Here is a 19,736-nt window from a genome sequence, read left to right as displayed (position 1 = left end):
TATTACTTTATAATAAATAAAACATAAAGTTAATTACTCAGCTTGGGATTCATTTTCAACTATTTCAGGTACATATCTTCTAATTATAGGTAAGTTTTCACCAACTAACTCTACAGTTTGTTCTCTCCAATTTTGACTGGCTAATCTATTTGAATATGTGTAATAAAAATCTGAGATTCCAACACCTATAGATTGAAAGGCTGTTGAACTTTCTTCCTCCAAAATTACTCTCTTTAATAGCCCCTCATTTTTGAGATCGGCTGTTTCTAGCTTGTGAGTAGTTGGGCTTTTATAGCGAACTTTTATAGATGCGAAAGATTCACTTTCTATATCTAAGATGGAAAGCATATTAATTAAGTTTTGAAAGTCCATGGGATCTGACTTGTATCTTCCTTGCCCTAAAGACACGGTTGCTACGTTTGCTCCGATATTTCTATAGGCAGAAATTGGGCCATTGAGAACTTGATATGAAATTGATTGAGGATCGGCTTCTTCATTAAATAAGTGTGTTTCAGCACTGGTTAAATCCAGCTTTATTTCAATATTTCTTATATCACCTGATTGTCTAATGTCCCTAAGTGTGGTGCTTGTTTCAATAGCTATCATTTTAAACTCCCAATAGTTTCCGTTATCTTTTGGTAGGAAAGCATTCAAGTATTCTTCTATGTGGTTAGGACGAGCTCCAAAATGATTATATTCTATTAAAGCTAAATGATAAGTTGGGATGAATAAAGCTGTAGTTAATTCAAAGATATCGTCTGTTATTTCACTGATTCTATCTGTACCTCTTTTCCCTTGGAAAGGTTTTCTTTCTCTATAATTTGCAAAACCCACTATTCTATCCAGTTCATTATCATTTGGGTTTTCATTTGGCATTAACATATCGATTAGAGAGTATGCTCCGAATCGGTTCTCAATATAGCGAGAAGTTTCTTCAATAGAGATTATTCCATCGAGAAAATCAGAAAATGATACATTAGTTTCTTGGCCATTTTTTGTAAGGAAACAATTATAAAATTGTACTGTTGTACTCATAAAAGTACCTCCTATTTAAAATTATAGGTTTCAAACCTATTCAATGCTTTCTAAACTTTGAACTACCTAGAACCTTGTTAATATATAGAAGAGATTACTACCATTCACAACCTATTCCATCGCCATCCCTATCTAAATGCTTAGCATAACCAGGATCTCCTCTACGAACGGGAGCTGCACCAGCTGCCTTGGCTGCATCGCAGTTTTCAAAGTAGGCATTGCTACTCAGAGGGCCAGTAATAGATGTATTTGAACTATCTTCGTTGGTGGAGACGGTAGTTGTTTCTAAGTCTTCTACTTGTGCCTGGAGCGAAGACTTCTCCTCTTCGAGTTCGCTAATTAAACTCGATTGATCTTCTATCTTTGAAGTAAGATCGTCAATCTCTTTATTTAATTCTTCTTTATCCCCTTCGTATTCCTTAGCAGAGTTTTTCAGTTTCTCCAGTTCTGCTGAATTAGACGATAAAGTTTCTTGATTACTTGCTAACTCGTCCTCTAATTCTTTCTTTGTAGCATTTAATTCTTCTGCTTGTACTATTAATTCCTCTTTTTCATCTTTTAGTGTTTTTATTTCATTCAAAAGTTCTTCATTTTTCTTTAATTCGTCTTGAAGCTGTAAAGCATTAGTTTCATCTAAAGAACTAAAGCTGAAAATCATAAGCACTAGGCCGCCGAATAGAAGAGGATAAAATAATTTCTTTGACAGGGTGCTTTCTTTTTTCTTAATCTTCATACCAAAGTGGTAAATCAAGTAAATTAGAGAAACAATTAGAGCCAAAAAACCTAAAAAGAATAGAGTCAAAATTCTCACCTCCTAGATATTATTGAGAATATTCTACTATTAATGTTAAAATTTAACTATATAAATGACAAAATAAGACAAAAAATTTATTGTTGATCTCTATTAAGTAATAAAAAAGCAGGCAATAAACATTGCCTGCTTTACTTATTATTCATTATTGTCTTCTAACTGTTTAGATTTTTGAACCAAGTATTGAAAATAACTCTCCAACTCTTTAATCTGCTCTGGATTCATTGACTTCCATTTCTCAATATCAAAAAAGGAGAAGTCGTCTATTTCATATTTCTCCAGTAAGCGATTTATCTCTTTAATGAAATCTTCCTCTTCATTATTATCCTGAGAAGTGGATTCAGGTCTTCCGAATAAATAATCTATTGACACATCAAAATAATCAGCAATTTTAAGTATGGTGTCGTAGTCAGGTTGTCTAGCACCTGATTCATACCTTGATAACTGAACATTGGACATACCTAAAGCCTCAGATAATCTTTTTTGAGATAAGTTATTTTTATTTCGAAGGTATTTTATTCTTTTTCCTATCATATTCAAGGAAGATCTTCCTTCCAATTACATTATAATTTGATTTAATTGTATCATCTTTACCTATTTGGTAAAAAAATATTTCCAAAACGGTAAATTAACACTTTACATTTCCGTATTGGTAAATTAAACTATAGTTATAGTTACCAATACGGTAATTTAGGAGGTGAAACAAAATGTTAGAGAAAAGAGTTGATTTAAAAAAAATTAAAGACTTAAGAAAGAAAAAAAGCTTATCAATAGAAAAAATGTCTAGTTGTTTGGGGTATGACAGTCCAAATGGATATTTTTATCTAGAGTCAGGAAAAAGTAAATTTCCTGCCGAAAAACTAGCGAAAGTTTCATGGATATTAGATGTTCCAATTGACGAGCTTTTTTTTGAAATTGAAATTACCAATGTGGAAACTTTTCGTGAGGAGGTGATCTAATGAAACTCAAACGCTTAGATGTCAAACAAGCTGCTGAATACCTTGGAGTCTGCACCGACACGATTTACACCATGGTGAAGCAAAAAGAGATTCCTCATTTTCGACTTCGTAAACGGATCATGTTTTCAGAGGAAGCTCTGAATGATTGGATTCGTCAACAAGAAGCCGATCACATGGAAGCTATGTAATTACTTTTAGCTTAATACCTATCTTATACACATGGATAGAACTTAAACGGTACGAAAGGAGAAAAACAAATTGACCATACGTGATGAATTGGTCAAAGCCAGAAACAGACAAGGATTTACTCAACTAGAACTGTCCTTTGACGCTAATTATTGTAGAGAAACGATTTCGAAGGTGGAAACAGGAGATCGAAAGTATCAGCCGGAAATGAGGAAAGCTTTTTCCGAATCACTGGATGACCCAGAGTTTTACTTTCATACATGGGAAGAATCAACGGGTTATGTTCACATGCCTTACTTGGATGGAGAGTACATCCAACATGATGCTATTCATATGAGATATTTTGCTGAAAAAGAAACGAAGGAAGCTTTAGATAATCTTGATCTAGTGAAGTGGTACAAGCCTATTCCTTCAAACTCCCTTCAGGAAAAAGAGGATGTAAAAAAGGTAATAAACGAAATTCTCGATTCAGCAGCGTCACAAGTAAACCTGGTTGCTGCTTTATGTAAGGAATACAACTTCTCCATGAAAAAGCTATTTAAAGAGTGGTTGCTTTCCCTAAAGGCAAGGAGGTTTAAGAAATGAGTGAGCAGTACTTATCACAGGATATTGATGAAGCTATTGAGAGAACGAATAATTTCTGGAAGCTAACTAATCAGATGCAAGAACAATTTACTCAAGGTGATATGGCAGCTAGTAAACAAACAGCTTTTCAAATGGTTCACATTGTTAACGAATTGGAATTTTTGAGAGAGCGAAAGAACAACCAAATGGAATTCCATCAGTTGGTTGTCCAGTTAAAAGACAAAGGAATACTCAGGGCACAAGTGGAGTGGTGGCATGAAGATTGATTCCCTAGATATTACTTACATCTTGCTATTTATCGCAGTGATAGGGTTCTTATATTACGCAATGATCAACTGTTAGGAGGGAATTTTGGTGATAATTATACAAAAAAATCGCCTAGCGATGAACGCCAGACGATAATAATGAACCTTAAATTGTACTGTAACACTACAGTTCATTAGTAGCAATGGATGAAATTGGTTAAATAAAAATGCCGCCCAGAGCTCCCACTCTTAGACGGCTGATGTGTTGGAACCAAATAATAACATTATTGTGAACAATACAAAAGTGAAATGGTGGGAATTGCAAGTGTCTATACACTAGTTAATTAAGTAAAAGGAGAGAGATTAATGAAAAGTACTGGAATCGTAAGAAAAGTAGATATGTTAGGAAGAATTGTTGTCCCGAAGGAATTAAGAACAAGCCTAAATATTGAGGTTAATGATCCTGTGGAAATTTACACAGAGGGAGATATGGTGGTTTTGAAGAAATATCAGGCCAGTGAAGAAAAGAAGTCAATTGTCCAAGACCTTCAAACGTTACTTGATAATACTTCAGAAGCACATAAAAAAGAAATCTTAGAACGAGTAAAGGAGTATATCGGCGAATGAGTATAACACATCCAGTGATCAAACAAATTCAACATTTTGGATATCCGGTTGAAGTTCATGAAAACCAGTATGGTTTAGATGCACTAGGCAATGAAGTATTTGAGGGAGATCTAATCTTTGTCTTAAATGAAGAGTTCTTTTTGAAAGAAACACTTATACAAGAATCCATTGAATTATTGGAAGTTCTCGGTGCAGAAGAAAAAAGAGCATAAGAAAAGCCACACGGCAATGTGGCCCATAGGAATATTTTTATCAAACTTATTATAACAGAAATAAATAGAGGAGGTCCAATATGGGCATAAAAGCAGAGGTTCTACAAATTACAACGGATTTAGAGCATGGTGAATGGTTGAAAGCGAGGAAAAAGGGCTTAGGAGGCAGCGATGCTGCTTCCATTGCAGGCTTTAATAAATGGAAGTCTCCTATGGTCGTTTATATGGAGAAAATCGGTGAAGTAGAATCTCATACCTCCAATGAAGAGGCCGCCTATTGGGGCAATGTGATGGAGGCTACCGTAGCGAAAGAGTTTAGCATTCGAACCGGCTTAAAAGTGCGGAAACGAAACGCCATACTTAAACACCCTGAACATGAATGGATGCTAGCCAATGTGGATCGTCTCATTGTAGGAAAGAATGAAGGGCTAGAGTGTAAAACGGCCAGTGAGTACCTAAAGGATGATTGGAATGGTGAAGAAATCCCGATGGCATACTTGCTCCAGTGTCAGCATTATATGGCTGTAACCGGTGCGGATGCCTGGTGGATCGCCGTATTAATTGGTGGGAATAAATTTGTTTATAAGAAGATCGAACGGGATGAAGGTCTTATTGAAAACTTGATAGAGATTGAGAAGGAGTTTTGGGAAAAGCATGTGCTTAAGCAGAACCCTCCAGAGATAGATGGCTCAGAAGCTTCCTCAGAATTTATTAAAGCGATGTATCCAGACGCAGAGCCTGAGAGCGAAACAGATCTGGATAAAGACTCGGACAAGCTACTGGAAGCTCTCGATCAGATTAAGCAGGAACTAACGGATTTATCCGAACAAAAGAAGAAATATGAAAACCAGTTAAAAAATAAACTAGGAACCTATGAAAAAGGTTTCTCCAATCACTTTGTCGTGACTTGGAAAACCCAAGAACGTCGCACGGTTGATTCCAAGCGATTAAAAGCTGAAAAGCCTGATCTATATGAGCAATATTCCAAAGTAAGTAAAAGCCGCCCATTTAAATATAAGGAGGCTAAATAATGGCCACAAACAAAACAGCTAAAAATCAACTAACCAATCGAAAGAGTAACAGCTCTGCCCCGGCTCAATCAAACGGCCAAGCAAATACGATTCAGGCCTATCTTAAAAGGATGGGGCCTGAGTTTGAAAGAGCCTTACCAAAGCATATGGATGCGGATAGATTAGGCAGAATCGCGATGACAACCATTCGTCAAAATCCTAAGCTACTTGAATGCTCTATCCCTTCTCTTATGGGGGCTGTCATGCAAGCTGCTCAATTAGGACTTGAGCCAGGATTGATTGGTCACTGTTATCTCGTACCATTCTGGAACGGAAAGATGAAGCAGACAGATGTTCAATTCATTATTGGTTACAAAGGAATGATAGACCTTGCTAGAAGGTCTGGCCATATTGAGAGCATATACGCGCACACGGTCCATGAAAGCGATGAGTTTGAGTATGAGCTAGGGTTACATCCAAAACTCATACACAAGCCGGCTACAGGCGAGAGAGGGGAAATGGTCTTCGTTTATGCGGTCGCTCACTTTAAAGACGGTGGGTATCAGTTTGAGGTCTTCAGTACCTCCGATGTAGAGAAGGTGAAAGGACGTTCGAAAGCTGGTTCTAACGGTCCATGGAAAACAGATTATGAAGAAATGGCTAAGAAGACGGTGATTCGTCGAATGTTCAAATACCTCCCTATAAGTGTAGAAGTTCAGAATCAAGCATCACAGGATGAAACCATTCGGAAAGATGTAACAGAAGAAGCTGAGTCTATTCATGACCAGGAGTACATTGATATTCCTGCAAACGATCCAGAGGACGAACCTTCTGAAGAGCATGTAGCTTCAGAATCAGAAGAATTAACGGCACAACAAGCAGCTATGGACTTGAAGTAATGAATCGAGAGGTATCTATCCCTCAAGTTTATGTAGGGATGGTAAAAGATCATCAAGCTCCTGGGAAGGCTTTTAAGCGTTATGTGAGAGGATATGTAGCTCACAACTTTCCAGGGTGGCACCTGGTGCGGATACAAGGAATGAAAGCAATCATACAGAAAGAAAGGTGATACCAATGGGAGGAGCGTTCCTAACGAGTAGAGAGATATTCTCCAACCCCATCTGGAATGACGTCCCTAAGTTTAGAATCTTCTTCTATATCTTTGGGAACGCGGTCTTTTCAGAGGAAGGAGCAAAGGTTGCAGGACTTCATTTAAAGCGAGGACAATTTTTAAGATCCTACCGAAATTTACGAGAGGATTTAGAGTTTTTAGAGAATCGAAGCATGAAGAAATATTCTCTTTCGTTAATTAAGAGGAAAGTCGATCAACTTGTGAAGGAAGATCGATTGAAAATTGAAGACACCGAACTTGGAACACTCTTTACGGTCGTCAATTACTCGTCATATCAGGGCTTTGACAATTATAAATCAGACAATGAGAACGCAGAGAGAACAGCGCGAGAACGGAGTGAGAACAGTAACGGAACGCAGAGAGAACGGAGCGAGAACAATAATAAGAATGTAATAAAGGATATTAAGGTTATAAAGAATGATGAAGAAGATACGCGCGCGGAAAATCCCCATTTCTTTTACGAACAAAATTTTGGAATGCTTAAACCGTTTATCAGCGAAAGCATTACTCAATGGGCTGATGAATTATCAGACGAGCTGGTCCTAGCATCGATGAAGCTTGCTCTAAATAATAACAAGCAGAATTTCAACTATTGCGAAGCGATTTTGAAAGACTGGCAGGCTAAAGGAGTTAAAACCTTGGAAGATGCTCGAAACGCTCAGCGAGCCTTCACACCGAAAAAGAAATCTAACGTCACTCCGATAAGGCCGGCAGAGAAGCAATACAATTACGGATTCTAGGAGGTTAATCATGGAAGGTCTACTCAAAGACGGTCGAATTCCACAACCAAAGAAACAAGTAACTGGCTCTTATACCTGTGAAGGCTGCGGCCAAGTTGTAGAGCAGAGTCGTATGCAAATCCCTGTTGGTCCTCGTAAGGGCGAATGGATTGAAGTGAATAATGGATGTAAATGCGAGGATATTGCTTTGGCTAAGAAAGCTTTGAAGAATCGAGAGGAAGCCATTTATAACAAGACGTTGAAAGTCTTTGACCAACACTCTCTCATGAACAAGTCATTGGAAAAGGCCACCTTTCGAACGTACCGGCCAACCAATCAGCAGCTGGCTGAAGCGAAGCAGGATCTTGAAGAGTATGTGGCCACCTTTGATGCTGAGGAATCTAGCAATCTATTACTGGTGGGACCTTACGGAACAGGGAAAAGTCATTTAGCTGTTTCGGTGACAAAAGAACTCATGAAGCAGAATTATAAGTGTCTGTTCTTATCGATTCCAAAGCTATTCACGAAGATTAAGCAGACGTACCAGGATGACAGCGAATTTAGCGAGAGTCAGGTTCTGGAGCTAATGCAGCGCATTGATCTGCTTGTCCTCGATGACCTCGGAACGGAATACACCAATCCAAGGGATGGACAGAACAGCTGGGGGCATACAAAGCTCTTTGAAGTATTGGACGACAGAGCAGGGAAGCCAACGATCTTTACGACAAACTTAATTAGCCAGCAGCTGGAACAGAAGCTCAATGAACGAAACTTCAGCCGGCTGATGGAAGGTACACAAATTATCAAAATGGACGGACCGGATTTCCGCAGAAAGGAGTTTTAGAATTGTGTGAGAATTGCCATGGACGAGGTGTTTATTATACCTATGAGCGATCATTTACTCAGGTGATGCCCTGTCCTGATGACGTATGCAGAGAGGTAGCACAAGCTGAGTCTAAGGAGGTTATGGAACGGATTAAGAAAAAGCTGGGAATGGAGGTGTTTGCATGACATTAAGGCTGTCTGGAAAGCAAAGACAGAGGGAGGACCATAAAGAAGATTTGAAACATTTTCTTTATGGTCAAGGGGTTGATAAAGCTCCAGATGGGAGGAATATTGAGGAGTTAAGTCTTTTCTCACTAGCGCAAGTGGTAATGTCAGTGAAAACTCGGAGAAGCCCAACTAATTAATAAGGACAACTAATTGATGAGAGTCACCTTGACTCCTTTTACTATAATATGAAAGTCTCATGCCTCTGTTCGCAGCTGTCAATTCTAGTAAATCAATTTCATTAAACATTGCCAAGGATAGGGAGCCGTTAAAAATATTATCTAGGAGTGAATAATATAACCCAACCAATTTTTCATCATTGAGCAGCTCATAACAATTCGTAGTGCACATCCAATGACCTCCTGGTAGTAATATTTTAGTACAATTTAAGTTTTTCCTTTTGAACGGATATAAAACTGAATTATGTCGAATTTAATAGAATTTTAATATGAAAGCCCTTAAAAGGAGAAGATGTTTAATTGATTCATTTTACTGTATTAGGAGAGCCGGTCGCTCAGGGTAGACCAAGGACCGGAAAGACGAGAAGAGGGAAAACAATTGTTTATGACCCTAGCAGCTCACGAGACTATAAACAATATGTGCAGCTGGTGGCCAGTCAACATGCTCCGGAGGAATTACTTGAAGGATCGCTGGATCTTTTGATTAAGGTTTACCGGCCTATCCCTAAGAGCTTTTCAAAAAAGAAGACAGCAGAGGCTGAGGCAGGGGTATTAAGACCAGTGACGAAGCCAGATAACACGAATTATGCGAAGGGGATTGAGGACGCTTTGAATGGTGTGATCTATAAGGATGATAGCTTAATTGTGGATTTGCATGTATCGAAATATTATAGCTTGAAGCCAAGGATAGTGGTGGAAGTAAGCGAAGTGGGGAAGTGAATGCAAAATGCCACAATGGGCAAGCTCCATTGTGGCTTATGGCATTCTAAAACTCTTTTATGTAGTTAGTGGTAGTGCAAAAAAATAAAGGAAATCATATTTTCTTACAACCCAAGGATAAGAAAGCCTACTTTTAAAATTTAACATCTGTGCTAATAATTCAGCTGATTTTTTATCTGTAACAAGTTTATCCTTGTTAGTGATTGAATCTATTAATGGCCAAGGCTTACCATTCATCATCCTGACAATTTTATACAATATTCTCCCGCCTTTTATATGAAATTTTTTTGGCTAAACCGACAAGATAGTTGTTCATTATAGGGTATATAAAAGTACATTACAATAAGCTTTCGTGGATAATATTGACATTGTTGTGACGATTTAACGTGATAAAGAGGCAAAATATTAAATTTAAAGATTTACACACATATAGGAAAATTTAAGACGCAATGGAGGGATAACCATTGCGCCTTTCAAAGGTGTAATATATGCCGATAGTTTAGTTTTGTAGTCCCTGATGACTACACTTTATATTATGTAAATACTAAATAAATGAATGGGTAAATGTACATTTATTTGGTTACTCGGTTAAATACTGGTAATTTTATATAAGTTAATTTATATAAGACACATTGCCGGGAGATGTCAATGTGCCTCCTGTAATAAAGAAAAATGAAAAGTAGCTAAAATTCTGTAGTCCTCACTGACTCCATTTTATCCTACGTGAACTTTTGAAAAATGTTTAAGTTATATAAAAAATACCGAAGCGAATGCTTCGGAAAAGTGGATTAAACTGAACTTAAGCAGCAAGGGGGTGCTTCTCTAAGCCCTAATTGAATAATACGTATCTTGAAATGTTGATATTCATCGTTAAAGGAATTATTTGCAAATGACAGCTCCAACAATAATTAACAAGATGAATAAAACAACAATTAAGGCGAATCCGCCACCTCTGTAACCGCCGTAACCGCAGCCACCATATCCACCGTAACCGCCAAATCCACAACCGTAACTCATAACTTCACCACCTTTAGGCATTCTTGGATAGTTTATGTGAAGGCAGTGGGATTGGAAGGGCTAAATAACTAGCTGGAAGAAAAAATACCGAAGCTAAGAGCTCCGGCAAAAATGTAACTAGGATATAGATAGGAGAGCTAGCCATGGATAAATGGACGAGGTCCAAGCGTTGAACAGCTAGCCTATCAAACATTATGGGAAGTTAAAAAGCGTCATATACATTGAAATAAAAAAATCCTGCAGCAATGCTGCAGGTCTAGTAGTAGAGAGGTCCAATTAAAAAGATAGGCACTCTATTTTTTGGACAATATCACCTTAAATCATGTTAGTGATATAAAACAATGGAATTTACAAGATTTTTACATTCTCTTAATACAGGGGGACTCATAATGAGATTAAATCAAGTAGAGACAGAGATTACTAACGGAAAACTAAATATTGAAATGGTGCTTCCAGACTCTCCCTTTTGTGTCGTATACTGTAATGGGAAGGCGAAAATTACCACTTTACCTGAGCATGGAGAGACGAAGGTGATTACTCATCAGGGGAAGGTGAAGAGGGTTAAGTTTGATGAGGGGGAAGAGTTTTGAAGGAGATAAATGAGATCGCTAAAATTTTTTATAAAGGTAAAACTTTTAATGGATATATAAAAGTTAATGAGAAAGAAAAATATCTTGAGTTTTTAATTGAAGACATTCCAGAGTTGAGAAAAGAACTTTTGGATTTTACAACGTCTAAAATGTTTCATTGTCGACTTCATAATTATAAAACTATAAGTTGTTTCAAATGCAATCTTATCAATAATAGAAATGATAAAGTAATCACCTATAAAATAGGGACATATATAGACGAATACATTCAAAATTATGAAGACATTTCTTTTAATAAAGTTTATGCAATATTTCCTAAGCTAGATTCATGGTTTATCGGAAATGGGAACAACTTGAAATTGTCGTCTGAGATAATTTACAAAGGGAAAAAGATAACCGTTAGTACTAATCAAGGTAGAAATGAAGATAATAATTTGTATTCCCAAACCACTACTACTTACTTAACATTAGCTTTAGAATGTGATGAACTTTTAGACATAGATTTTATTAACAGCTTTTTGTTTAAATTTTCAACTGTATTTTCCTTTTTGTGTGATAGTTTTGTAACTTACCAATATCTTCTTTTCAAAAGTGAGAAGGGTATGTCAGCTAAAATATATCAAACGAATCTTTATGATTCTAATACTTTCAAACTCATTAATGTAAATTATAGACCTAGGAATATCTTAAATGATAGAGAGTTTAAACAAATTTTCTTAGACCCTATAAACTCAGAGTTATTCGATGTATGGGCAAATTATGTTTCTATTATAAGGTTTCATAACTTGCTCGAAGAACAATATCTTGGATATGCCCGGTGCTTGGAAATCCTTTCTCGTAATAGCATAGATAACTTTATTTACGATGACGACGAAAGACGTCTTAAAGCGAGCGAATATAAAAAGTTAATAAATGGAATGGATCTAGATACAAGATATAAAAATAACTTAAAAGAAGCTTTTAAGTATAGTAATAGAAAAGGTTTTAAGGGATTATTAATTGACTACTTACAAACTTTTTCCTTCAAAGATCAATTAGAAAATCTGTATGATAGCATGGATTTAAAAATACTAGTTAAGAATATAGTTGATTTAAGGGATCATTTGACGCATGGGTTGGCAATAAACGCGGTGGACAATGATTCATTATTTTTTTATATTAGACTCTCCAAACATATTGTTGCAAACATATTACTAAAAAAACAACACATACAGTCTGATCAATTAGATATAGGTTATTTAACAAAGCAATACAAATTTTTACCAAAACCATTTAAAAACTAGTTCTACCAGCACACTGGAGGACACGAATTGAGAGCAAAACGCTCTTGGTTTGTGTCCTTTTTTTATTTTTAAAGGAGTGATCATTTGTATATTTTCATTTATCTGTTGATTGGTCTTATATTTTGCTTTCTTGAGGAAGATCCAGAGCAGGACACTGAAGAGGAAACCGTATATATGTTTTTTCTCATTTTCTTGGTTACCCTTTGGCCACTTTATCTTTTCTGGAAGTGGGTGAAGAAATGAGGCAGCTGCATGTGATCAAGTGGAAGGTATCAAAACATAGAAGAGATAAGCGTTCTGGAATAAAGAAGCCAATTAACAGAAGTGAATATATGAAGAGATTGATGGAAGGGGCGAGATTTAAGGATGAATAAACTTGTTACTATGGATAAAAAGGAAGCTGAGCAAACTCTTATTGATTTTGATTGGATAATTAAAATAATAGACCACATTAATTTTTCGCTGCAAAATCCTGTTGTTAATTTCCTCACTACATCCTCTGACCCTATTTTTGAGATGATAGCGACAAATAATGATAAACGGCTTTATATTCAAACTTTAAACAAGAAGCTGGATTTTATCTATGACTTTGCAGACAACTTTGAAGGAGATATTAAAGAAGAAATTGTTTTGTGGAACTTAATAACTGGTAGCAGTATGAAAGAAGTTCTTAGTTTCTTAACATCTAAAATGTCTCTAACTAATGCTATGAAAATTAAAAACAAGCTTGTTGTAAAGTTGTCAAATGGAGAAGATGCACCTCTGAATATACATACTATAGATCCTATAGATGGACTCACCTTATATGCTATAAGACTTATGAGAGATTTAACTGTTAAACAAATTGCTGAGATGGTAGATGAGCCTGAATGGCTAATTAAAGAAATTGAATATCGTCATTTACCTTTATCGAGAAAAATGACCGGTATTATAATCTCTGAATTGAATATTACTTCCTCTCATATGAACCAATTTAAAAAGATAATAAGTGGAGAAACTGATCGTTTTGAAGAAAATAGGACAATTCCTAAATACGTAAAAAGTAAAGTTCAAGAAAGAGATAACTATAGGTGTGTTAACTGTTTAAGTATTGAAAACATTCATTTTCATCATATAGAACACTTTGCAGATGGAGGGCAACATATAATTGATAACCTTATCTTGCTATGTGTGAACTGCCATGCTAAAGCACACGAAGGAGAGTTACCTTATCATATGCTTAAGGCTTGGGGGGATCGCACATGACTGCAAAATTGCATGATGTAGAAGAAACTGTGGAAGCAATACGTAAGGTTGGAAGAGACATTAAAAACTATAATTGGATGGCAAATTTAATAAGCAAAAACGAGGTCGATAACTTTATTCCATCCGGTACTACCCAATATGGTATTGAAGCCACCCTACCTAAAGCGCCTTACCAAACAAGTGATCCAACTTATGGTGCTGTAAAAAAGAAATTGAGGTCGGAAGAAAGAAATAAGAGATATATTAAGCAAGTAAGAAATTTAGAAATGGCTGTAGAAACCCTTGAAGACGAAAAAGAAAGGATAGTAATTGAAGGGTGCATGGATAAAATTAGTCTAAGAGAAGTGGGACAAGTAATGGGTATAAGCAAACAGGCTACATTTGAAATTAAAGAAAGGGCTATAAGAAAACTAGCAGTGAAAATGTATCTTTAATAGCTTGACCTTTTTGACGCACTTGACAGATTATGAAAGTTTCTTTTCTTACGTGTAAAATGGAAGGCAGGAAAGGCGAGGCAAAAAACTTCATACTAGTTTACTATTTCTAGCAGGAAAATATATCCTTTTGTCGAAATATAGCGATAAAGGGAGGTAATGGGTATTGATGTAAATATTAACAGTCTTAATGTAAATGGTAGCTTAAGCTTCATGATATTAATAGGTTATATCATCGGCATTGCCTTTGTCTTGAATGCTATTCTTCGATATACTCCACTATCCACAAAGTTAAAGGATATATTAGTTTTAGCAGCCATGTTAGTAGGTGTTGTGGCATGGGTGCAAACGACCTTCTCATAAAAAGGCTTCTTTTGTTGGATGTTTTCGACAAGGGGGGTGAATCTATTGAGGGATAAACAAAAACGAAAGACAAACCTCATGAATGAAAGAGTAACACATAGTAAACCTTATCCAGTAAATCATCATTATGTTTACATAAAGGTTAATAAGTCATTAGATATTAATGAAGAATATCATTACGAAATATCAGTGGCCTTTCTAGATCATAATCTTTATGCTTGTTGGGCTCGAGAGGTGAGTAATAAAGATCTCGAAATATTTAAAGTGAAAGCAGATCAAATCCCAGCACAAAGTGAAGAAGTAGCTGTTGAAAAAACGGTTACTAAAATTAAAGAAGTTTTAGAGCTTTAAGCATCCCGCCGGTAGTGTTTTAAGACAGTAAAATATCTACTTTTGTCGAACAGCCTATGAAGGAGGGATAATAGTGGATAGAACTATCCAAGGATTATTAGATCGAGAACAGCATGAAAGGGATTGCCCTAACTGCGGATCTAATGTATGGGTTTTGTGGAACCATGAACCTAATGTGAAATGCGATAAATGTCAGTTTGAAGGAAATGTAAAACAATGTGAAACATGCACTAATCTCTTACCTGATATTAGTGAACATATTATGTGTGATCTCTGTTTAGAAAATAGACTTGGTATATAAAAAGCATCCCAAATGGGGTGCTTTTTTTGAAAACCACGATTACTTCCTTAGCAATCGTGGTTACTCTTTACTCAATTCTCTTATAAGGATAGGAGTATTTAATATTTAAGTGGTGATATTTTCCTAAAGATTTAGCAGCTATTAGTTCTTCGTAAACATATTCAGGGACACCAGAATATTCATATAAACTATGTGAATTTTTGAAACGAACAAACAACTTACAACTTTGTGGGTCATACCTCACTGCCTTTAAATTCGTAGATTTAACAGGAACCATATTCATTAAAACACCTCCCTCAACCACTTATATTCACAAGGGGCGATTTTATGCCGAGAAAAATGTGTGAAATAGACAAACAATTCAGTATCCCAAATGGGGTGCTTTTTATTTTGACTATTATAATGTAGCAGGGGATTATTTCCTTTCGTCGAATATTTACATTTGATGGAAGGGGGAGTAAATGATGAATAAAGAACCTAGCAATCAGAAGGTAATAGCAAATATAACATTATCTCTTTTAGAGTTAAAAGCTGAGAACAAAGCTATAATAGAATTTTTAATAAATAAAGGTTACTTCTCTTTAGAAGAATTAGAAGCAAAAAAAGAGGACTATTTTAATAATGGTGTTAAGACTGAAATTGCTAAACTTTTTGGTATGGATGAGGAAGAATTTAATTCCTATTTAAATAGTGATACCTGAGCATCCCAACAGGGTTGTTTTGATTGAATAGAATGTGGGGAAGGTGAAGAATACTTAATACTATTAAAAAAAATGTCGATGAAAAATAACCCCCTTTTTTTCTAAATATTGTAAAATAATCTAAAGGGAGGTGAGATAATGGCTAATGTAGGATTAAGCAAAGATAGAGTAAGAGAAGTAATGAAAAGTAATGGCGTTACGGATAATTTAATAATAGAAGCTATTGCAGAAGTAATTTATGAAAATAACCTATTGCTTAAGAAAGATATACCTAATGCTTCATTTGAAAAGATTATAAATGGCGTAAAAGCTAGAGGAGGAAACATTTAGCCCAAAAAACGAAGTGCTTGTTTAAAAAGCCAAGTGGTACTTGAATAAATACTTAATGTTAAAGGCGAACTTCTCCTCTCGTCGAAAGTTTATAAAAAGGGGGGATTGAATTGGGGAGGCGCAACAATTTTAAAGATTTTCAGAAGCAGCTTAAAAAAATTGAAAACGATGTTTATGATAGAGTTCAAAAACTACATGGCAGGGAACTAACACTTAGTGATCTTTTAGATGATGATTTCATTAGTCGGAAAACCGTTTTTAATTCACAGGAAGAATTCGTCAATAAAGCCCCGGATATTAATCTATTTGATCATGCAAATATAAACCAAGTTAACGATAAGAAGCTTGATGAGTTCATTGATCAATATACTGAATACCCTTCTTGGAATATGTTTATAGAAGCCGCATATATCGAAAAACTTTAAAAGTCATTGCACCTCTGATTGGGGGTGCATTTTTATTTGATAGAGGTGATGATATACAATGAGTAAAAAACTTAGCTTAAAACAACAGAAATTTGCTGATGAGTATATCATCACTGGAAACTCTGAGCAGGCAGCAATTAAAGCAGGTTATAGCAAGTCCTATGCTAGAGGCAATGCCCATAAGCTAGTTGCAAAAGTGAGCGTGAAAAACTATATTGATGAGCGACTCGAGGAAATTAAAAGTGAAAGGGTTGCTGATCAACAGGAAGTCATGGAGTATCTTACCTCTGTAATGCGTGGAGAAGTCGAGGACGAACAATTCCTCGTAGTTGGAGATGGAGAGCTAGGCTCAAGTGTAGAAAGACATAATAAACGTTCGGATACCAATGATCGAACAAAAGCAGCTGAGCTCTTAGGCAAACGCTATGTCATGTGGACCGACAAGCAGCAGGTCGAAAACATAACACCTGTATTCGTTGAGGATGTTCCTGATGAAGACTGACCAATCAAAAATCTCCATTAGTCAGAAGATCGGAAAGGGTTATAATCGGTTCTGGAACAATAAACAGTTCTATAGAGTGGTCAAAGGTTCTCGAGGGAGTAAGAAATCCAAGACAGCTGCACTTAATTTCATTCACCGGATCATGAAGTACTCTTGGTCTAACCTCCTTGTAGTTAGACGTTATTCAAACACCAATAAACAATCCACTTATACGGATCTCAAATGGGCAACCTCTCAATTAGGGGTTGCTCATTTATTTAAGTTCAATGAATCCATGCCGGAGATAACCTACAAGCCCACTGGCCAGAAGATCTTATTTAGAGGTCTGGATGATCCACTGAAAATAACCTCAATCACGGTTGATGTCGGTATTTTAAGCTGGATGTGGCTGGAAGAAGCGTATCAGGTGGAGACAGAAGATAAATTCAGAACAGTTGTAGAATCCATTCGTGGACGATATGACGCTCCAGACTTCTTCAAGCAGATCACCGTTACCTTTAACCCTTGGTCCGAACGCCATTGGTTAAAAAAAGTCTTTTTTGATGAAGGAACTAAAGAGAAAGACACCTTCGCTACAACAACAACATTTAGAGTAAATGAGTGGCTCGATGATGTAGATAGACAAAGATACCTGGACCTTTATCGGACAAACCCACGAAGAGCCCGCATTGTTGCTGATGGAGAATGGGGAGTAGCTGAAGGACTTGTATTTGAGAACTTCGAAGTAAGAGAATTTGATATCCAGCAGAAGATAAAGCAAATCCAAGAGACTGCTCACGGCATGGACTTTGGGTTCACTAACGATCCCACTACTGAAGTAAGCTCTGTAGTCGATTTGGAGAATAAGGAGCTATGGATCTATGACGAGCATTATGAGAAAGCAATGCTCACGAAAGAAATATATGAAATGCTTCAGAAGAAAGAGCTTCTTAAGGCTCCCATCACTGGTGACTCAGCAGAGAAACGCTTGATTCAAGAGCTTATTAATATGGGCGTTCGACGAATGAGAGCATCGGTCAAAGGGTCTGGGAGTATAAATCAAGGGATTCTCTTTATACAGGGATTCAAGATATATATTCATCCAAGGTGTGAGCATACGATTGAGGAATTCAATACTTATACCTTTGACCAGGACAAAGAGGGCAAGTGGCTCAATACACCGATTGATGCCAATAACCACATTATCGATGCTTTGCGCTACAGCTTAGAGCAATACCATCTTGGTGTTTCTAAAAAAGATAACACCTATCGTGCCCTGCAAAATTTAGGATTATAGGAGGTGAAGAATATGGGCTCAGCTCAGGATTTTGAAATAGCACTTACCAGCAGCCCTAATACAAAAAGGCGCTTTAGTAAGGAAGCCAATATTCAGTACACTTATGAGTCAGATAGAGAACTTCTTTCCAATACAAAGGACTTGTCAGCAATGATTAAGCACCATATTGAACACCAGCGTCCTCGATTAGATGAATTGGATGATTACTACAAAGGGGAGAACCGAGGAATATCTGTATTGAAGAGGCGAAAAGAGGATGACAAGGCGGACCATCGAGCGCGTCATAACTACGCAAAGTATGTTTCAAACTTCATGCAAGGATTTCTTGTTGGAGTTCCTATCTCTCTGAATCACAAAGACAGTAACATTGAGAAGAAAATTGAAGAAGTGAATGAAATGATCGAGGCTCCTGCTCTAAATGCTGATCTCATTCTTGATCTATCCATATATGGTCGAGCATATGAGCTGCTTCACAGAAACCAGAAGGACGAAACTAAGGTTTATTTATCCTCACCATTAGAGACATTTCTAATTTACGATACCACGATTGAAAAGAACATCATTGCCGGTGTTCGTTACTTTATGGTGGGTTATGGCCATGACAGAAAACTGAAACTGCTGCTGTACACTAAATCTAAAGTTTACACCTATTTCACGACGAACTTTGGAGACTATAATCTGACGCTTGATGATGTGTCAGACCATCCTTTTGGTGATGTTCCGATCAATGAGCATAGCAATAATCGATTCCGCCAGGGCGACTTCGAGAATGTGCTGGATCAGATTGATTTATATGATGCGGGTCAATCCGATACAGCCAATTACATGACTGACCTAAACGATGCCATGCTTAAGATCCTTGGAAATGTAGAATTGGATCCAGAGGAAGCAAGGAAAATGAAAGAATCGAACATCATCTTTCTTAAACCTTCTCAGAATGCGGAAGGGAAAGAGGGAAATGTAGATGCTGATTATATCTACAAACAGTACGATGTGGCTGGCGTGGAATCCTATAAAGATCGATTGCAGACAGACATTCATAAGTTCACCAATACACCGGATTTGAACGATGAGAATTTCAGTGGCCAGCAGACAGGTGAAGCCATGAAGTACAAGCTCTTTGGCCTCGAGCAGATCCGTATCAATAAAGAGCGTTTGTTTAAAAGGTCGCTCAATCGAAGATACCGGCTGATTAATAATGTCATGAGCCTTGCCAGTGAAGCGAATGCAGGAGAGTTTGATGGCATTACGTATAAGTTCACGCCAAACCTTCCGAAGTCTACTAGAGAAGCAGTGGAGATGTTTAATAACTTAGGCGGGGAGCTCTCACAGGAAACGAAGCTTAAAACTATACCGATGATTGTTGAAAATCCAGAAGAAGAACAAAAGCGCATTGAATCAGAGCGAAGTGTTCAGCGTAGATCCTCGAATTACATGGAGAACTGAGG

The 19,736-nt window shown here is 36.8% G+C and carries 29 protein-coding genes and 1 pseudogene; 23 read left to right on the top strand and 7 right to left on the bottom strand.

The genetic code is table 11. The features are described from left to right. Positions 1 to 33: 33 nt before the first annotated feature. The 3 genes from B7E06_RS16375 to B7E06_RS16365 all read right to left on the bottom strand — a co-directional run bounded on the left by B7E06_RS16375 (position 34) and on the right by B7E06_RS16365 (position 2,380). Positions 34 to 1,035, bottom strand: coding sequence for a DUF6731 family protein (locus tag B7E06_RS16375; protein ID WP_082235010.1), 1,002 nt, complete (start codon positions 1,033 to 1,035; stop codon positions 34 to 36). A 97-nt stretch (positions 1,036 to 1,132) separates the two neighbouring features. Next, the gene (locus tag B7E06_RS16370) at positions 1,133 to 1,837 is read right to left on the bottom strand and encodes an excalibur calcium-binding domain-containing protein (protein WP_082235009.1); all 705 of its coding nucleotides are present in this window, start codon (positions 1,835 to 1,837) and stop codon (positions 1,133 to 1,135) included. Between the two features lie 147 nt (positions 1,838 to 1,984). Continuing rightward, positions 1,985 to 2,380 carry a helix-turn-helix domain-containing protein gene (locus tag B7E06_RS16365; RefSeq protein WP_082236037.1) on the bottom strand — a complete coding sequence of 132 codons (396 nt, stop codon included), beginning with the start codon at positions 2,378 to 2,380 and terminating at the stop codon, positions 1,985 to 1,987. A 173-nt stretch (positions 2,381 to 2,553) separates the two neighbouring features. Here B7E06_RS16365 and B7E06_RS16360 point away from each other — a divergent pair, with 173 nt between their 5' ends. From B7E06_RS16360 to B7E06_RS16315, 10 genes are all read left to right on the top strand, one after another. After that, positions 2,554 to 2,805, top strand: coding sequence for a helix-turn-helix domain-containing protein (locus B7E06_RS16360; RefSeq protein ID WP_082235008.1), 252 nt, complete (start codon positions 2,554 to 2,556; stop codon positions 2,803 to 2,805). Further along, positions 2,805 to 2,993 (top strand): helix-turn-helix domain-containing protein, encoded by a 189-nt coding sequence (locus B7E06_RS16355; RefSeq protein ID WP_082235007.1) that lies wholly within the window; start codon positions 2,805 to 2,807, stop codon positions 2,991 to 2,993. Before B7E06_RS16360 ends, B7E06_RS16355 begins: the two co-directional genes overlap by 1 nt. Before the next feature lie 70 nt (positions 2,994 to 3,063). Beyond that, positions 3,064 to 3,576 (top strand): helix-turn-helix domain-containing protein, encoded by a 513-nt coding sequence (locus B7E06_RS16350; RefSeq protein ID WP_082235006.1) that lies wholly within the window; start codon positions 3,064 to 3,066, stop codon positions 3,574 to 3,576. Beyond that, positions 3,573 to 3,842, top strand: a complete 270-nt coding sequence (locus B7E06_RS16345; RefSeq protein ID WP_082235005.1) for a hypothetical protein — start codon at positions 3,573 to 3,575, stop codon at positions 3,840 to 3,842. The genes B7E06_RS16350 and B7E06_RS16345 overlap by 4 nt, the downstream gene beginning before the upstream one ends. 345 nt (positions 3,843 to 4,187) lie before the next feature. Further along, a complete protein-coding gene (locus B7E06_RS16340) occupies positions 4,188 to 4,448 on the top strand; it encodes an AbrB/MazE/SpoVT family DNA-binding domain-containing protein (RefSeq protein WP_082235004.1) in 261 nt (86 codons plus the stop codon). Continuing rightward, a complete protein-coding gene (locus B7E06_RS16335) occupies positions 4,445 to 4,660 on the top strand; it encodes a hypothetical protein (protein WP_082235003.1) in 216 nt (71 codons plus the stop codon). The genes B7E06_RS16340 and B7E06_RS16335 overlap by 4 nt, the downstream gene beginning before the upstream one ends. 80 nt (positions 4,661 to 4,740) lie before the next feature. Further along, positions 4,741 to 5,691, top strand: coding sequence for a YqaJ viral recombinase family nuclease (locus B7E06_RS16330; protein ID WP_082235002.1), 951 nt, complete (start codon positions 4,741 to 4,743; stop codon positions 5,689 to 5,691). Next, entirely contained in the window at positions 5,691 to 6,569 is an 879-nt protein-coding gene (recT, locus tag B7E06_RS16325; RefSeq protein ID WP_082235001.1) for a recombination protein RecT, read from the top strand. The genes B7E06_RS16330 and recT overlap by 1 nt, the downstream gene beginning before the upstream one ends. Before the next feature lie 385 nt (positions 6,570 to 6,954). Further along, the gene (locus B7E06_RS16320) at positions 6,955 to 7,542 is read left to right on the top strand and encodes a DnaD domain-containing protein (protein ID WP_143414512.1); all 588 of its coding nucleotides are present in this window, start codon (positions 6,955 to 6,957) and stop codon (positions 7,540 to 7,542) included. A gap of 10 nt (positions 7,543 to 7,552) precedes the next feature. After that, entirely contained in the window at positions 7,553 to 8,365 is an 813-nt protein-coding gene (locus tag B7E06_RS16315; protein WP_082234999.1) for an ATP-binding protein, read from the top strand. 338 nt (positions 8,366 to 8,703) lie between these two features. On the opposite strand, the gene B7E06_RS16305 is transcribed toward B7E06_RS16315, so the two are convergent. After that, complete coding sequence (locus B7E06_RS16305; RefSeq protein ID WP_082234997.1) at positions 8,704 to 8,922, bottom strand: hypothetical protein; 219 nt, start codon at positions 8,920 to 8,922, stop codon at positions 8,704 to 8,706. A 128-nt stretch (positions 8,923 to 9,050) separates the two neighbouring features. Here B7E06_RS16305 and B7E06_RS16300 point away from each other — a divergent pair, with 128 nt between their 5' ends. Continuing rightward, positions 9,051 to 9,470, top strand: a complete 420-nt coding sequence (locus B7E06_RS16300) for a RusA family crossover junction endodeoxyribonuclease (RefSeq protein ID WP_082234996.1) — start codon at positions 9,051 to 9,053, stop codon at positions 9,468 to 9,470. A 57-nt stretch (positions 9,471 to 9,527) separates the two neighbouring features. Here B7E06_RS16300 and B7E06_RS16295 read toward each other — a convergent pair whose 3' ends face one another. Together B7E06_RS16295 and B7E06_RS22145 are read right to left on the bottom strand one after the other, a co-directional pair. Further along, a complete protein-coding gene (locus B7E06_RS16295) occupies positions 9,528 to 9,728 on the bottom strand; it encodes a hypothetical protein (protein WP_082234995.1) in 201 nt (66 codons plus the stop codon). Between the two features lie 621 nt (positions 9,729 to 10,349). Beyond that, positions 10,350 to 10,433, bottom strand: a pseudogene (locus B7E06_RS22145) (YjcZ family sporulation protein); the annotation flags it as partial. A 443-nt stretch (positions 10,434 to 10,876) separates the two neighbouring features. Here B7E06_RS22145 and B7E06_RS16285 point away from each other — a divergent pair. The 6 genes from B7E06_RS16285 to B7E06_RS16260 all read left to right on the top strand — a co-directional run bounded on the left by B7E06_RS16285 (position 10,877) and on the right by B7E06_RS16260 (position 14,753). Beyond that, positions 10,877 to 11,077: an XtrA/YqaO family protein gene (locus B7E06_RS16285; protein WP_082234993.1), complete on the top strand. Its 201-nt coding sequence runs from the start codon at positions 10,877 to 10,879 to the stop codon at positions 11,075 to 11,077. Beyond that, positions 11,074 to 12,360 carry a HEPN domain-containing protein gene (locus B7E06_RS16280; protein ID WP_082234992.1) on the top strand — a complete coding sequence of 429 codons (1,287 nt, stop codon included), beginning with the start codon at positions 11,074 to 11,076 and terminating at the stop codon, positions 12,358 to 12,360. The genes B7E06_RS16285 and B7E06_RS16280 overlap by 4 nt, the downstream gene beginning before the upstream one ends. Before the next feature lie 366 nt (positions 12,361 to 12,726). After that, positions 12,727 to 13,605: an HNH endonuclease gene (locus B7E06_RS16275; RefSeq protein WP_082234991.1), complete on the top strand. Its 879-nt coding sequence runs from the start codon at positions 12,727 to 12,729 to the stop codon at positions 13,603 to 13,605. Continuing rightward, positions 13,602 to 14,039 (top strand): hypothetical protein, encoded by a 438-nt coding sequence (locus B7E06_RS16270; protein WP_082234990.1) that lies wholly within the window; start codon positions 13,602 to 13,604, stop codon positions 14,037 to 14,039. Before B7E06_RS16275 ends, B7E06_RS16270 begins: the two co-directional genes overlap by 4 nt. Before the next feature lie 159 nt (positions 14,040 to 14,198). Then, positions 14,199 to 14,402, top strand: coding sequence for a hypothetical protein (locus B7E06_RS16265; protein WP_082234989.1), 204 nt, complete (start codon positions 14,199 to 14,201; stop codon positions 14,400 to 14,402). A gap of 45 nt (positions 14,403 to 14,447) precedes the next feature. After that, positions 14,448 to 14,753, top strand: a complete 306-nt coding sequence (locus B7E06_RS16260; RefSeq protein ID WP_082234988.1) for a hypothetical protein — start codon at positions 14,448 to 14,450, stop codon at positions 14,751 to 14,753. Positions 14,754 to 15,121: 368 nt separating this feature from the next. Here B7E06_RS16260 and B7E06_RS16250 read toward each other — a convergent pair whose 3' ends face one another. Then, the gene (locus B7E06_RS16250) at positions 15,122 to 15,337 is read right to left on the bottom strand and encodes a KTSC domain-containing protein (RefSeq protein WP_082234986.1); all 216 of its coding nucleotides are present in this window, start codon (positions 15,335 to 15,337) and stop codon (positions 15,122 to 15,124) included. A gap of 178 nt (positions 15,338 to 15,515) precedes the next feature. On the opposite strand from B7E06_RS16250, the gene B7E06_RS16245 reads away from it, so the two are divergent. The 6 genes from B7E06_RS16245 to B7E06_RS16220 all read left to right on the top strand — a co-directional run bounded on the left by B7E06_RS16245 (position 15,516) and on the right by B7E06_RS16220 (position 19,734). Further along, positions 15,516 to 15,755, top strand: coding sequence for a hypothetical protein (locus B7E06_RS16245; protein WP_179134076.1), 240 nt, complete (start codon positions 15,516 to 15,518; stop codon positions 15,753 to 15,755). 138 nt (positions 15,756 to 15,893) lie between these two features. Continuing rightward, positions 15,894 to 16,085, top strand: coding sequence for a hypothetical protein (locus B7E06_RS16240; RefSeq protein ID WP_082234984.1), 192 nt, complete (start codon positions 15,894 to 15,896; stop codon positions 16,083 to 16,085). Positions 16,086 to 16,195: 110 nt separating this feature from the next. Then, complete coding sequence (locus B7E06_RS16235; protein WP_082234983.1) at positions 16,196 to 16,510, top strand: hypothetical protein; 315 nt, start codon at positions 16,196 to 16,198, stop codon at positions 16,508 to 16,510. A gap of 58 nt (positions 16,511 to 16,568) precedes the next feature. Beyond that, a complete protein-coding gene (locus B7E06_RS16230; protein ID WP_082234982.1) occupies positions 16,569 to 17,012 on the top strand; it encodes a terminase small subunit in 444 nt (147 codons plus the stop codon). Then, on the top strand, positions 17,002 to 18,288 hold the full coding sequence (locus tag B7E06_RS16225; RefSeq protein WP_082234981.1) for a PBSX family phage terminase large subunit: 1,287 nt from the start codon (positions 17,002 to 17,004) through the stop codon (positions 18,286 to 18,288). Before B7E06_RS16230 ends, B7E06_RS16225 begins: the two co-directional genes overlap by 11 nt. A 12-nt stretch (positions 18,289 to 18,300) precedes the next feature. After that, positions 18,301 to 19,734, top strand: coding sequence for a phage portal protein (locus B7E06_RS16220; RefSeq protein WP_082234980.1), 1,434 nt, complete (start codon positions 18,301 to 18,303; stop codon positions 19,732 to 19,734). Positions 19,735 to 19,736 lie beyond the last annotated feature (2 nt).

Origin of the sequence: Halobacillus massiliensis (genome assembly GCF_900166625.1) — a bacterium.
GTDB lineage: Bacteria > Bacillota > Bacilli > Bacillales > Halobacillaceae > Halobacillus_A > Halobacillus_A massiliensis.
Note: the sequence above shows the minus strand (reverse complement) of the source record. Positions and strands in the feature narration are given on the sequence as shown.

Excerpts from the sequence above, each read along its gene's own strand:
- B7E06_RS16270 (WP_082234990.1), top strand. The coding sequence starts at position 13,602 with ATGACTGCAAAATTGCATGATGTAGAAGAAACTGTGGAAGCAATACGT.
- B7E06_RS16245 (WP_179134076.1), top strand. The coding sequence starts at position 15,516 with ATGATGAATAAAGAACCTAGCAATCAGAAGGTAATAGCAAATATAACA.
- B7E06_RS16365 (WP_082236037.1), bottom strand. The coding sequence starts at position 2,380 with ATGATAGGAAAAAGAATAAAATACCTTCGAAATAAAAATAACTTATCT.
- B7E06_RS16335 (WP_082235003.1), top strand. The coding sequence starts at position 4,445 with ATGAGTATAACACATCCAGTGATCAAACAAATTCAACATTTTGGATAT.
- B7E06_RS16305 (WP_082234997.1), bottom strand. The coding sequence starts at position 8,922 with ATGTGCACTACGAATTGTTATGAGCTGCTCAATGATGAAAAATTGGTT.
- B7E06_RS16275 (WP_082234991.1), top strand. The coding sequence starts at position 12,727 with ATGAATAAACTTGTTACTATGGATAAAAAGGAAGCTGAGCAAACTCTT.
- B7E06_RS16355 (WP_082235007.1), top strand. The coding sequence starts at position 2,805 with ATGAAACTCAAACGCTTAGATGTCAAACAAGCTGCTGAATACCTTGGA.
- B7E06_RS16265 (WP_082234989.1), top strand. The coding sequence starts at position 14,199 with ATGGGTATTGATGTAAATATTAACAGTCTTAATGTAAATGGTAGCTTA.
- B7E06_RS16285 (WP_082234993.1), top strand. The coding sequence starts at position 10,877 with ATGAGATTAAATCAAGTAGAGACAGAGATTACTAACGGAAAACTAAAT.
- B7E06_RS16340 (WP_082235004.1), top strand. The coding sequence starts at position 4,188 with ATGAAAAGTACTGGAATCGTAAGAAAAGTAGATATGTTAGGAAGAATT.
- B7E06_RS16250 (WP_082234986.1), bottom strand. The coding sequence starts at position 15,337 with ATGAATATGGTTCCTGTTAAATCTACGAATTTAAAGGCAGTGAGGTAT.
- B7E06_RS16375 (WP_082235010.1), bottom strand. The coding sequence starts at position 1,035 with ATGAGTACAACAGTACAATTTTATAATTGTTTCCTTACAAAAAATGGC.
- B7E06_RS16330 (WP_082235002.1), top strand. The coding sequence starts at position 4,741 with ATGGGCATAAAAGCAGAGGTTCTACAAATTACAACGGATTTAGAGCAT.
- B7E06_RS16320 (WP_143414512.1), top strand. The coding sequence starts at position 6,955 with ATGAAGAAATATTCTCTTTCGTTAATTAAGAGGAAAGTCGATCAACTT.
- B7E06_RS16360 (WP_082235008.1), top strand. The coding sequence starts at position 2,554 with ATGTTAGAGAAAAGAGTTGATTTAAAAAAAATTAAAGACTTAAGAAAG.
- B7E06_RS16220 (WP_082234980.1), top strand. The coding sequence starts at position 18,301 with ATGGGCTCAGCTCAGGATTTTGAAATAGCACTTACCAGCAGCCCTAAT.
- B7E06_RS16230 (WP_082234982.1), top strand. The coding sequence starts at position 16,569 with ATGAGTAAAAAACTTAGCTTAAAACAACAGAAATTTGCTGATGAGTAT.
- B7E06_RS16315 (WP_082234999.1), top strand. The coding sequence starts at position 7,553 with ATGGAAGGTCTACTCAAAGACGGTCGAATTCCACAACCAAAGAAACAA.
- B7E06_RS16240 (WP_082234984.1), top strand. The coding sequence starts at position 15,894 with ATGGCTAATGTAGGATTAAGCAAAGATAGAGTAAGAGAAGTAATGAAA.
- B7E06_RS16345 (WP_082235005.1), top strand. The coding sequence starts at position 3,573 with ATGAGTGAGCAGTACTTATCACAGGATATTGATGAAGCTATTGAGAGA.
- recT (WP_082235001.1), top strand. The coding sequence starts at position 5,691 with ATGGCCACAAACAAAACAGCTAAAAATCAACTAACCAATCGAAAGAGT.
- B7E06_RS16225 (WP_082234981.1), top strand. The coding sequence starts at position 17,002 with ATGAAGACTGACCAATCAAAAATCTCCATTAGTCAGAAGATCGGAAAG.